General features: G+C 64.5%; 7 protein-coding genes. 1 reads left to right on the forward strand and 6 read right to left on the reverse strand.

All coding sequences use genetic code 11. The annotated features are described in order from the left end of the window. Nucleotides 1-514: 514 nt before the first annotated feature. From UU9_RS17400 to UU9_RS16560, 5 genes are all read right to left on the reverse strand, one after another. Complete coding sequence (locus tag UU9_RS17400) at nucleotides 515-1,357, reverse strand: restriction endonuclease (protein ID WP_007082915.1); 843 nt, start codon at nucleotides 1,355-1,357, stop codon at nucleotides 515-517. Nucleotides 1,358-1,558: 201 nt separating this feature from the next. Beyond that, the gene (locus UU9_RS16545; protein ID WP_007082916.1) at nucleotides 1,559-3,046 is read right to left on the reverse strand and encodes an MFS transporter; all 1,488 of its coding nucleotides are present in this window, start codon (nucleotides 3,044-3,046) and stop codon (nucleotides 1,559-1,561) included. Next, nucleotides 3,043-5,214: a hypothetical protein gene (locus UU9_RS16550; RefSeq protein ID WP_007082917.1), complete on the reverse strand. Its 2,172-nt coding sequence runs from the start codon at nucleotides 5,212-5,214 to the stop codon at nucleotides 3,043-3,045. The genes UU9_RS16545 and UU9_RS16550 overlap by 4 nt, the downstream gene beginning before the upstream one ends. After that, entirely contained in the window at nucleotides 5,214-6,779 is a 1,566-nt protein-coding gene (locus tag UU9_RS16555) for an alpha-amylase family glycosyl hydrolase (RefSeq protein WP_007082918.1), read from the reverse strand. Before UU9_RS16555 ends, UU9_RS16550 begins: the two co-directional genes overlap by 1 nt. A 153-nt stretch (nucleotides 6,780-6,932) precedes the next feature. Further along, nucleotides 6,933-9,785 carry a TonB-dependent receptor gene (locus UU9_RS16560; RefSeq protein WP_007082919.1) on the reverse strand — a complete coding sequence of 951 codons (2,853 nt, stop codon included), beginning with the start codon at nucleotides 9,783-9,785 and terminating at the stop codon, nucleotides 6,933-6,935. Between the two features lie 433 nt (nucleotides 9,786-10,218). On the opposite strand from UU9_RS16560, the gene UU9_RS16565 reads away from it, so the two are divergent. Continuing rightward, complete coding sequence (locus UU9_RS16565; RefSeq protein ID WP_007082920.1) at nucleotides 10,219-11,835, forward strand: alpha-glucosidase family protein; 1,617 nt, start codon at nucleotides 10,219-10,221, stop codon at nucleotides 11,833-11,835. 228 nt (nucleotides 11,836-12,063) lie between these two features. On the opposite strand, the gene murB is transcribed toward UU9_RS16565, so the two are convergent. Then, nucleotides 12,064-13,089 carry a UDP-N-acetylmuramate dehydrogenase gene (gene murB, locus UU9_RS16570; RefSeq protein ID WP_007082921.1) on the reverse strand — a complete coding sequence of 342 codons (1,026 nt, stop codon included), beginning with the start codon at nucleotides 13,087-13,089 and terminating at the stop codon, nucleotides 12,064-12,066. Nucleotides 13,090-13,133: the final 44 nt, after the last annotated feature.

Consider the following 13,133-nt stretch of genomic DNA (forward strand, 5'->3'; position numbering starts at 1 on the left):
CTTGGCGCTTGCCGGGCATCGGGCAACCGCTCCTGCGTTGCCTCAACTCGGGCATCCATGCCCTCGCCATGCCCGGCAAGTCCGTGAGCCGGGGCCGGGCTTTTCGACCGGACTCCTGTCCGGACGAAAAGGAGCCGACATCCATGTCGGCTCCCGCTGCGCGGCCTGTCGACCCCACCTCACCGCCGCACAGGGGCCCGGGGTAAAGCAGCGGGCCATCCTGGCCCGCACTCGGTGCGCAACCGCTGCGCGGTTGCAAAAGCGACAAGCGACAAGCGACAAGCAACAAGCGACAAGCGAAGAGCTGAAGCCGAAGAGCGAAGGGCTGAAAGTGGGAGAGCTAAAGATCGGGCCGAAGCGCAGGCCGCCTGTGCTCCCTCTCCCCCGGCGACGCCGGGGGAGAGGGCTGGGGTGAGGGGGGGCTCTTGCTCTGCGATCGTTCTGCAAAAAGCTCAGGCAGCGCTGAGATGGAGTTCGAGCTGCCGCTTTCAGTGCAACCCGGTCGAGGAAGCCCTCAGCGCAGTAGTTCGGGGGTGCTCTTCTCGATGATTCTCATCGACTCGGCGTTCTTCCGCTTCCACTCCCGCATCTCGGCATCGGTCGTTGGAACATCCTGTCCGTACATCGGTTGTGGGGTTTGCCGGGGCACAAGGGCGGGTGGGCGCGAGTTTCGTACGGGTGGATGAGGTGTCACCAAGGTCGTCGTTGGAAGAAAAGGCTTTCGCGCGAATTCGGTCAAGGCGTTTCGCACCACAAAAAATGCAATCAGGCTCGCGATGATCGCGAACGCGATGCCTGGCAGCGGATTGCGTGCCGGTGCGCGACGTCCGCGGCGTGGGCGATAGCTCGCCGGACTGGTAGGCACACGCTCGTAAACGCTGGCATCGCTAAAGCTGGCGTCATCCGCCTGGTTGGGTACGAATGCGGCGACAAGCGGGCCAACCATCTGGCGCAGCGCCGCACCATCGATCAGCTGGATACGTGGCTCCCTGGTGGCTGCCGCGTGCGCCGCCTGGGTGAACTCACCGCTGGTGACAACGATCGCGCCAGTGGCGTGTTCGGTCAGCATGACACCGAGCAATTCGTGGACGGGGTTATGGGTCACCTGCTGCGCGTTCCTATGCTTGCACTGGACGACGAGGTACTGTCCATCCAGGTACAGCTTGAGGTCGATGCCGCCATCAAACCGCGTCCCCGAACCCGCCGTGCCAACGTGTTCCACGCGGTAACCTTGGCCGGCGTAGTAGGCGACCATCAGTTTCTCAAAGTCCTGCCAAGACACCTGCGCCAGTGCATCGCTGTAACGCTCGTACACGGGCCTGGAGCCGCGCCGGTCCCCTTTTCGATCGGTAAACAAGGTCCTTCTCCCTGTGCGTCAATGCTTCGCGACAACATGTTGCCGGATCGGCAAAGCACTTCATGCCAGTTTGCCGGCGGCATGAAACACGATGCGTCACGTCAGGAAAGAGTACCCGTCGGCGAATGGCGCGGTACGGTAGTAGCCCGGTGGTAGCTGCTCTTGTGGCGTGACTAGAAGCATCGCGCACGGGATGCACTGCTACGGGGAGTGGGTAGCCGGCTCACGCACCCGCAAGGTGAAAAGACCAGCCACCAGCAGGCTGCCACCGCCAAGCGCCAGTGCCCAGATCGGCTGGCTGTGGAAGAAGGTTTTCAGCAGCATGCCCAGGACGCTGGCGGCCAGCAGCTGCGGTATCACGATGAAGAAATTGAAGATGCCCATGTAGACGCCCATCTTCGCGGCGGGCAGGTTGTCCGACAGCAACGCATACGGCAGCGACAGGATCGAGGCCCAGGCGAAACCCACGCCCACCATCGACAGCAGCAGCCAGTGCGGGTCGCGGATGAACAGGAAGGAGAGCAGGGCAATGCCGCCCACCCACAGGTTCAGCAGGTGGCTGATGCGCAGGCCCCAGCGGCGCACCATCAGCGGAATCACCAGCGCGGCCAGCGCGGCAAAGCCGTTGTAGGCGGCGAACAGCACGCCGACCCAGTTGGCGCCGTCGTTGTAGGCGACGGAGTGGGGATCGGTGCTGCCGAAATGCACTTCGGTGACGGCCGCCGTGGTGTAGATCCACATGGCGAATAGTGCGAACCAGGAGAAGAACTGCACCCAGGCCAGCCGCCGCATGGCATCGGGCATGTGGTGCAGGTCGCCCAGCACCTGGGTGAGCATGCCGTTGCCGCGTGAGCGCCCCAGCCACGCCTGCGCCAGGCCGTAGGCGATCAGGCTGCCGGCCAGGATATACAGGTCGCGTTGGAGGTTGTAATGGCTGATCAGCAGCACGCCGACGATGCCTGCCGAACACCAGACCACGGCGTTGCGCCATGCGGCGTGGCGGTCGATGGTTGCTGCAGCCACGGGGGCGGCGTGCTCGTCACCCTGTTCGAAACCCAGCAATATTTCCGGCGGATATTCGCGGGTGAAAAGCACGGTCCACAACACCGAGCAGAGCAGCACCGCACCGCCGATGTAGAACGCATATTTCACCGTATCGGGGATCACGCCGGCGGCGCCCACGTTGTCCACGCCGGCATGCGCCAGCAGCCACGGCAGCGCCGAGGCCACGATGGCGCCGAGGCCGATGAAGAAGCTCTGCATCGCGTAGCCCAGCGGCCGCTGGCGCGGCGGCAACTGGTCGCCCACGAAGGCGCGGAACGGCTCCATCGAGATGTTGATCGACGCATCAAGCACCCACAGCAGGCCCGCGGCCATCCACAGGGCGGGCGAGTTGGGCATTGCCAGCAGGGCGAGCGTGGCCAGTACGGCCCCGGCGAGGAAATACGGCCGGCGCCGGCCCAGCCGGTTCCAGGTGCGATCGGACCAGTAGCCGACGATGGGCTGCACCAGCAGGCCGGTGAGCGGCGCGGCGATCCACAGCGCGGGTATGTCGGTGACGTCCGCGCCCAGCGTCTGGAAGATGCGGCTGACGTTGGCGTTCTGCAGCGCAAAGCCGAACTGGATGCCCAGAAAACCGAAGCACATGTTCCATATCTGCCAGAACGACAGCTCGGGTTTTCTGCTCATGGTGCGGTCCTGGTCAGCGGCGCGATAAGCAGGTCGCCCATGCGTGCTTCATTCAATGGCCCCTCGATGCCGCCTTGCCCGCCGGTGTAGTGGGCGAAGTGGCGCAGGAAGCTCATGTTGAACCCCTGGCTGATCGAAAAAGCGCAAGGTGCGCCCGCGGATGCGTCGAACGTGACATGGGTGGATGGCTGCATGCCGACACTGTGCGGCATCACCATGGGCCTTGTCTGCACTGGCGCACCCTTGCACGCGATCACCAGGTTTTTCACCGCGGCAGTGATGCCGGTGTTGATCGGGCCGTGATCGTTGGCGTAAACCAAGGTGGCCTTGAAGCGGCCGCTGGCGGGCGCTGTCCACGTTCGCGGCCAGGCGCCGGCGAGGCGCTGCATCGGGCCCACGCAGGTGACGGGGCTGGGCAGCGATTCGAGTTCTCCGGCGCGGCGGGTGACGGAAAAACATTGCTGCGCCGTGCTGGCGGGAACCAGGCGTTGACCGTCGATGGCACCGATGACCTTGCCATCCACATACAACTGGCCATACCCGCTGAAGCTGATTTTCCAGCTACTCCCGGTGCGAGTTGCTTGCGGCGCCGCCGGTGTGGCCGGCGCAAACAACGGTGCGTCCAGCCGCAGCGGTGTCGTATCGACATGGATCGCCTTCAGCGTCACCACCGTCTCGTTGCCGTGGTGTTCAACGTCGCTGGCCACAAGCAGGTTGCCGTTGACCGAGGCCGGTCGTTGCAGGGTGATGCGTTGGTCGCGCAACTGCACGCTGATGCGCTCGCGGTCGCCAAACAGCATCGGCAGCAGGGAGGCGGGCAGCTTCGGCGTGATGCGGCCATCAGCGCTGAGGCCGAAGACGCCTTCGATCACCATGTCCAGGTAGCCGCCCACCGACCACAGTTGGCGCGGCGAGTTGACCACCGGGCCACTGAGCTTGCCGTCCTCCACGTGCACGCGCTGGCTCAGCAGTTCGAAGTTCTCCATGTTGGAACCGCTCAACGCGGCGCCGCGCAGCAGTGAACGCAGTTCATGCGCGATGCGGTCGGGATCGTTCACCACCCGCGCGGCGCGCAGGGCATAGGCGCTGACGAAGGGCCAGATCGCCCGGTTGTGGTAGATCGGCTGATCCGCCCGTTCGGGCCAGATCACCGGGCTGCCGGCCGGATACGCGGGGTAGTTGGCCAGCGCCTGGCGGGCGCGGTCGGCATCGGCCACACCGCTGGTGATCGCCAGCGAGATGCCCAGCAGGTCATAGGCTTCGATCGGCATGCCATCGCTGCCGATGTAGCTCATGTACAAGCCGCGGTCGCCGCGCCAGAAACGGGTGTTGATGGCGGCTTTCAACGCACCAGCGCGGATGCGGTAATCGGCCGCCTTCGGGTCATGGCGGCGTTCGGCCATCTGGACGGCCAATTGCAGGGCTTCGTAATGCAGCACGTTGGTGGACAGCGCGTAGGACTGCGCGATGAAGCGCACGTCGTTGGCGGTCCAGCCCGGGTAGCTCTGCTCACGCCAGTCGAGGAAGGAGGTCTCGCCGCGATAAAGCCCCATCGACGCATCGAACACGTAGTGCTGGTCCTGCGCCAGCGTATCGGTGAGCGCGCGATACACCGTGTCGGCAAACGCCGGGTCATCCAGCAGATGCCGCGCTCCCAGGAACCACACCACCCGATCGGTGCTGATTGGCCAGCTGCCGCCCGAGCCGGTGTCCTGCATCGGATACAGGCCCGGCGGCGCGGTGGGTTCGCGTACGTCGGACAGCTTGAACAGCAGCGACGCTTTCGCCCGGACCGGGTTGATCCGCCACAAGCCCAGGTCGATCGCGTAGGACAGGTCGCGCGTCCACACGTAATGCCACTTCTCGCCCGTCTCGAAACAGGCGCAAGGCATCGACTGGCCGTGGTCGAACGCGTCGTCGCGAATCGCCGCCACCGAGTCCTTGTGCAGGTCATCCAGCGCCATTGCGAACAGGCCGTCGAACAGCGGGCTGCCGGTATGGGTGGCGAGCGGTTGGGCCGGGATGTGGCGATCGCCACCGGGAGCGTGCAGCACGAAACCATCGCCGGCCACGCTCATGCTGGCCCGACGCTGCTGCCATTCGATGCCGTCGGCTGCGGGCGTCACGGCGCTCGACAGTGCCATCGACAGTGCGGTGGCCAGCACCATCACTGCAGCACGGCCGTGCTGTAGGCCGGCAGGTGCAGAACGCCGTCGCGCAGCACGACATCGGGTTTGCTCTGCAACAGCACGCGGCGCGTCTTGTCCGGCGTGATCGTTTGCGGCGTGCCGGAAAGGTTGTGCGCCACCAGCACATGGCTGCTGGCGGCGTCGAGCCGGTAGGCCACCACTTGCTTGTTGTCCACGGTGTACGGCGTGAGCCGGCCATCGCGCAGCGCGCTGGCCTGGCTGCGCCAGTGGATCATCCGGGTGTAGAAACTCAGCAGGGAATCCGGGTCGCCTTGCTGCGCTTCCACCGAGATGGCGGGATCGTCATGACCGGCGCGCCAGGTGGTTTCGCCGGGCGCGTGGGTGGCGCGATGCCAGCGCATCGGCGTGCGGATATCGGGGTCGGGCTTTTGCCCGCGCATGCCGATCTCCTCGCCGTAGTAGAGGAACGGATCGCCGGGCAGGGTCAGCAGCATCGCGGCGGCCATGCGCATGTGCTCGGCATTGCCGTCGAGCTGGCTCATCACGCGGTTCTGGTCGTGATTGGAAAGGAACGGCGCATCGACGCCGGAGCGGCCGGTGGTGGCGCGGTAGGTGCTGTCGATGTGGCCGAGCAGCTTATCCAGGCCATCGTTGCGTTCCTGCCGCGCACTGTCGATCAGTTTTTCGGCCAGCGGAAAATCGAACACGGCGCTGAGCGGCTTGAAATACGGCGCCAGCTTTTCCGCCGACGGCTGGGTCACCTCGCCCACGATATAAGCGTGTGGATTGACCCCATTCATGCCGGCGCGAAACTGCGTCAGCCATGCGATGTTCTTACCCAGCACCTGTGGGTTGTCGGTGTCGGCCTTGAAGTCGAGGTAGACATGCTGCACGGCGTCCACGCGGAAACCATCCACGCCTTTTTGCAGCCAGTAGCGACCGATGCGGATCATCTCCTGGCGGACGGCGGGGTTGTCGAAATCGAGATCGGGCATGGCGCCAGTGAAGACGCCCAAATAGTGCTGCCTGCCCCGCGCGTGCCACGCGGGCGTGTCCGTGGCGCTGATCGCGTCGAGGTCGGTGCCGGGGCGCGACCACTGGTACCAGCTGCGGTATTTACTGGCCGGGTCCAGCGCGGCGCGGAACCACGGGTGCTGGTCGCTGGAGTGGTTCATCACCAGATCCATGATCACCTTGATGCCGCGCTTGTGTGCCTCCGCCAGCAGCTTCTCGAAGTCCTGCATGCTGCCGTATTGCGGATTGATGCCGTAGTAGTCGGTGACGTCGTAGCCGTGGTTGCTGGGCGAGGGATTGATCGGCATCAGCCAGATCCCGCTGACGCCCAGCGATTGCAGGTAGTCGAGTTTGGCGGTGACGCCATTGAGATCGCCGATGCCATCGCCATCGGTGTCGACCCAACTGCGCACGAAGATTTCGTACCAGACATCAGAGGGTGCCGTGTGGGCCGCGGGTGCATGGCTGGTCGTCGTGGGCGGTGCCGCGCCGGCGGTGCCGGCGAGGCCAAGTGCGAGTGCGGCGAAAAGCGTGGTGGTGCAGCCGAGTATGGATTGTCGCCAGAACATGGACGTTCCCCATGGATTGCGGGTGGACGGCATCCGCGCATGATGCGCGTTGCCGCCTGCCGAAAAAAAGCCCGGGATCCAGCGTGCAACCGGCCCGGGCAGAAGAGGAAAGTTGCCGGGCGCCGCTTTCGTGCGGCGCCCGGGCTCGATCACTTAAAGCGCGTAGGTGAAGCCCACGTAGTACTGGCGGCCGAACCACTGCAGCGTACCGGTGAGATCCTCGCTGCCGAAGTAGGTGCGCGTCGGCTGGTCGGTGAGGTTGCTGACCTGGAACAGCAGGCTCAGGCCTTTCAGGCTGCCGGACTGGAACGCGTAGGAGGCCTGGTAGTCCACCACGGTTTCCGGAGCGTAGTAGACCGTCTGGCTGTCTTCGGACATCTGGTTGGAGACGAAGCGGTCGCGATAGCGCGCGGAGAGGCGCGTGTCGAAACCCTTGTAGCCGTAGAACAGCGTGCCGTTGATCACCCGCGGCGACAGGCCGGGCAGGCCGATCTGCATCGGCGTGCCGCCCAGCGTGGAGGTTTCCGTCACCTTGCTCTGCGAGTAGGCAAAGCTGCCGGTGAAGCCCAGGCCCGACCATGCGCCCGGCAGCGACTTGAACACCTTGGAGTAATCCAGCTCGATGCCGCGAACGTAGCCGCCCTTATCGTTGTTCACGGCGGTCTGGTACTGGCCGTTCTCGTACGGCTGCTGGGTGTTCGGGTTGATCGGCACCTGGATGCCCGCGCCGGCGAAATCGAACGGATCGATGGTGCGGTCTTCGATGAACGAATCGATTTTCTTGTAGAACAGCGCCGCCGCGATGGCGCCGCCGTTGTCGTCCATGTAGTGCTCGAACGACAGGTCATACGCCTTGGCGTAGAACGGGTCCAGGAACGGGCTGGTGTTGCCCCACATGTTGTACTTGTTGCCATCGATCCACGAGCCGCCGCCAGCCATCAGCTTGTTCAGCGGCGGGCGCGACATCACCTTGGCTGCCGCGAAGCGCAACTGGTTGGCGTCGTCGAAGTGGTAGTTGAGGTTCAGCGAGGGCAGGTAGTCGGTGTACTTCTTGCCACGACGCACCATCAGGTAGTTGGTGCTGACCACGCCCAGGCCGTCGGTGAGCGGCGGTGCGCTGCCGTCGCCGATGTTCTGCAGGCCCTCGCTGTACTGCGAGCTGCGCACCATGCGCACGCCGAAATTGCCGGTGAGGTTGTGGTCGCCGATCATCGTGTCCACGTCAGCCATCACGTAGGCGGCCAGCACGTTCTCGCTGACGGTGGCGCTCTGGATCTGGGTCCAGTCGTTGGCCCACTGCCGGGTCGGGGTGGGCGTGATGCCGTTCTCTTCCAGCACGGCCAGGCTGTTGACCGAGAGGAAGCAGGGGAAGCCCGAGAGGTTGCCCTTGAAGCAGGCGGTGTGCGAGTTGCCATCGTTCAAGGCCAGCGGCACCTGGCCATTCTGGTACTGGCCGAAGTCGTTGCCGTATTCCCAGATGGCGCGGTCCGCCTGGTAGCGACGCTGCGAGTAGCGCGCGCCGGCCTCGACCGCCGAGATCACCGAGTTGTTGAAGAAGTCGTAGCGCACATCCAGCTTGGCCGCCTTGGTCTTGTCCTCGTAGATGTACGGATACACGCCGACCTTGGCCAGGGCCATCTGGTTGCGATCGGTGAGGTCGCGATTGAAGCTGACATCGGGGATGTTGAGGTTCTTCAACTGGTAGCTGGCCGAGAGGTCGTTGGCCACCGTCGGAGCGGCGGTGCCCATCCCGTTGAACGGCAGGGTCCACGACACGGCGTTGGTCATGTCGCTCTTGGCGCGCGACATGCCCACGTCACCGATGATGGTCCAGGAGCCGGTCGTCCACTTCGCGTTCAAGCCGCCGGACAGCACGCTGGTGACGGTGCTGTCGTCATCGTTGGTGGTCTGGATGGTGTAGTACGGGTCGCCGTTGCTGGAAACGGTGCCGCCGGTCACCTGGCCATCCGCCTGGATGGCGGGGTTGGTGATGGCGCCGTTGGACAGCGTCTTCACGCGGAAGCCGCGGCCGAAGTTGGTGGCATCGAAATGCGAGTAGAAGCCGTCCGCCTTCAGCGTGAACGAATCGCTGGGCTCCCACACCGCCACGCCCATGAAGCCGTTGCGGCGTGCCGAGCCGCCGTTCTGCTGCATCTCGAAACCTTCGCTGGTGTACTCGTTGACACCGTCGCCATTGACGTCCTTGGAGCCGTTGTACGCCAAGCCGTTGAACTGGTCGGCCACGTGTGGCTGGTACATCTGCGCCACGCCCAGGCCCAGGCCCAGCGTGTTGTTGAGGAACTTGCCCTGGAACGACGCGCTGGCGCGGTAGCCGCGCGGATTGGCACCGTCGGTTTCGTTGCCGCGGTCGTTGTAGCTGCCGCGCAGGTTGAACACCGCCGAATACTGCTTCGAATTCTCCAGCGGGTTGGCCGTCTGCATCTCCACCGTGCCGGCCACGCCGCCTTCGATCAACGACGCCTTGGGCGACTTGTATACCGTCGCCTGGCTGATCATCTCCGACGGGTACTGGTCGAACTGGATCACCCGGCTGCCGCTGGTGGCGCCCTGCTCCCGGCCGTTCAAGGTGGTTTCCACGAAGCCGCCGGACATGCCGCGGATATTGATGGCGCTGGCTTCGCCGTTGATGCGCTCCGCCGAAATGCCGGGCAGGCGGGTCAGTGCGTCGGAGATGGACACGTCGGGCAGGCCGCCGATGTCCGCCGCCGTCACTACGTCCACCACGGTGTCGGCGTAGCGCTTCACGTCGATCGAGGTCTCGATGCTGCGGCTGAAGCCGGTCACCGTGATCGTGCTCATGTTCTTGACGTGCTGGTCTTCCTTCGCCTGGGCTTTGGCCTTGGCGGTGGATACGTCACCGGACGCGGTCGTCTGCGTTGCCTGGTCGTTGCTGTCGCTGGCCTGCGGCGCGGCGTAGCTGCTCGATGCCGCGCAAAAGCCGACGGATGCCAATGCCAAGGCAAGTACGTTTCGCTTGAATACCATGGTGCCCCCTCCCCAGTTTCTATGATTGGTTACGCGTATCGATGACTGATCGACCTTCGCCCGCGCATTCCCTTGGTGTTGCATGCGGCTTGTCGATGCGCGGCCATGGTAGGCGCGGAAACGCGCGTTCAACCGGGTACTGCATACGTATTCATTTTTGTGCTTCGCATCAATGTTTGCGCTAACACGGTGAGGGTCGAGCGCGTACGTCGATGGGCGAAATACCGCTGTTTTCAAGCTGTTTTCGTGGGAGCGCAAGCATGTTGCGGCACGTTTTTGTCGTCGTGTTGCGACGCGTTACATGCCGCAAATGAATACGTATGCACGCTCGTATTGAGCATTGCCCGCTGCCATTAAGCTGCCCCCATGTCATGCAGTCGAGCCGATCCGATGTCGTCGGCGCCGCGGCAACAAGAACAAGGGGATACGCGGAATGAGTGAGGCAACCTGGTGGCGCGGAGCCGCCATCTATCAGATCTATCCACGCAGCTTCATGGACACCGATGGCGATGGCGTGGGCGATCTCCCGGGCATCATCAACAAGCTCGATTACGTGGCCAGCCTGGGTGTCGACGCGATCTGGATCGCGCCATTCTTCCGTTCGCCGATGACCGATTTCGGCTACGACATCGCCGACCCGTGCGATGTCGACCCGCTGTTCGGCACCCTGGCCGACTTCGACAACTTGCTGGCGAAGGCGCACGCGCTGGGGCTGAAGGTGATGATCGACCAGGTGCTCAGCCACACCTCGAACGAGCATGCCTGGTTCAAGGAAAGCCGCGAAAGCCGCGACAATCCCAAGTCGGACTGGTACGTGTGGGCGGACGCGAAGGACGACGGCAGCGCGCCGAACAACTGGCTGTCGCTGTTCGGCGGTTCGGCCTGGCAATGGGAGCCGCGCCGCGGCCAGTACTACCTGCACAACTTCCTGGCCTCGCAGCCGGATCTCGACTTCCACAATCCCGATGTCTGCGCGGCGGTATTGGCCAACCTGCGCTTCTGGCTCGACAAGGGCGTGGATGGCTTCCGGCTGGACTCGATCAACTTCTGCTTCCACGACCGCGCACTGCGCGACAACCCGCCTAAACCCAAGGAAAAGCGCGTGGGCCGCGGCTTCAGCCCGGACAATCCGTACGCCTTCCAGTACCACCATTTCAACAACACGCAGCCGGAAAACCTGAAGTTCCTGGGCGATCTCCGCGCGCTTATGGACGGCTATACAGACGTGGCCGCGCTGGGCGAGATATCCTCGGAAGATTCGCTGGCCACCATGGCCGAATACACCCGCCCCGGTCGCCTGCACATGGGCTACAGCTTCGAACTGCTCACCGACGATTTCAGCGCAACCTACATCCGCGACACGGTGCAGGCGCTGGAAGCGCAGATGGACGAAGGCTGGCCCTGCTGGGCCATTTCCAACCATGACGTGGAGCGGGTGATCACGCGCTGGGGCCGCGGGCACGCGTCGTCGTCATTGGCCAACCTGTTCACGGCGGTGCTGTGCTCGCTGCGTGGCTCGGTATGCATCTACCAGGGCGAGGAGCTTGGCCTCACCGAAGCCGACGTGCCCTACGAGGCGATGCAGGACCCTTATGGCATTGCGTTCTGGCCGCAATTCAAGGGCCGCGACGGTTGCCGCACGCCAATGCCCTGGAGCGACGAATCCAACGGCGGCTTCAGCGCCGGCACGCCGTGGCTACCGGTGCCGCGGGAACATCGCGAACTGGCCGTCGCGCTGCAGGAACACGACCCGCATTCGGTACTCAACGGTTTCCGCACTTTCATGCACTGGCGCAAAGCGCAGCCGGCGCTGTGCGTGGGTGAAATCGGCTTCATCGACATGCCCGAGCCGGTGCTGGCGTTTACGCGCCGCGTCGATGGCGAGACCGTGCTGGTGGTGTTCAACCTCGGCGAGGCGGCGGCCGATGTGTCGTTGCCTGCGTTGGGTGCATGGCGTGCCTTGGAAGGCCACGGCTTGCCGACCGGTTCGTTGCATGGCGATGGCTTGCATTTGCCGGGTTACGGCGCCTGGTTTGCACGAGCGGTGTGAGCCTTCGCGATAAGGGATTTCCTTCGGTCGTGCGCGATGCTCTTGCTGTTGTTCGGGACATTTGTGGGAGCGGCTTCAGCCGCGATGCTTTTTGATTCGCACAACCGCAGGCGCTCGAAGGCTCCCACCCGGAAGTCACATCCAGGAGCAAGGCATCGCGACTGAAGTCGCTCCCACAGAACAGCCGAGAGCCGAAGCATCGCGTGCAGGGCGCGCTCCCATGGGAACTCAGGGAGTGATGACGATCGGTTCGGGTTCCAGTTGCACGCCGAATGTCTCGCGCACGCCATCCATCACGTGCTGCGCCAGTGCCCACAACTGCGGGCCGCTGGCGTGGCCGTGGTTTACCAGCACCAGCGCGTGGCGGTTGGAGATGCCGGCATCGCCTTCGCGCAGGCCCTTGAACCCGCTTTGCTCGATCATCCAGGCGGCGGAGAGTTTGCAGCGGCCGTCGGGCATCGGCCAGGCGGGCAGGTCGGGGTGGTTGCGTTTCAAGGTGTCGGCGATGGTGGCGTCCACGATGGGGTTCTTGAAGAAGCTGCCGGCGTTGCCGATCACGGCGGGGTCGGGCAGCTTTTTCGTGCGCAGGTGCACGACGGCTTCGGCGACGTGGAACGGTGCGGGTTTGTCCACGCCCATGCGCGCCAGTTGTTCGTCGATGCCGGCGTAGTCGGTGCGCAGCGGGCGGTTGCGTGGCAGCAGGAAGCGCACGGCGGTGACGATGTAGCGGCCGGGTTCGTGCTTGAACAGCGAGTCGCGGTAGCCGAAGGCGCAGGTGGCGTGGTCCAGCGTCACCACGCAGCGCTCGCGGGTGTCCCATGCTTCCACGCTTTCCACGAACTCGGCTACTTCGCAGCCGTAGGCGCCGATGTTCTGGATCGGAGCGGCGCCCACGGTGCCGGGAATCAGGATCAGGTTTTCCAGCCCGGCGTAGCCCTGGCCCAGCGTCCAGCGCACGAAGTCGTCCCAGCGTTCACCGGCCGCCACCGCGATGCGGGCACTGTCGCCGTCGCTTTCCACCTGCACGCCGCGGGTGGCCATGGCCAGCACGGTGCCGTCGAAGTCACCGGTGAACAACACGTTGCTGCCTTCGCCCAGTACCAGCAGGCGACTGTTGCACACGGCGGGGAAGTCGAGCAGCTCGGGCAGCTTGCTGGCGTCGTGGATCTCGGCCAGCAGCCGCGCCCGCGCATCGACGCGCAAGGTGTTGCGATTGGCCAGCGGGGCGTTTTCGATCAGCGTGTAGCCGCCCATGTCGATTCGCTCCGCTGGCATGTCGATTCGCTCCACAGGCATGT

This window comes from Rhodanobacter fulvus Jip2 (assembly GCF_000264315.1).
GTDB classification, from domain to species: Bacteria; Pseudomonadota; Gammaproteobacteria; order Xanthomonadales; family Rhodanobacteraceae; genus Rhodanobacter; species Rhodanobacter fulvus.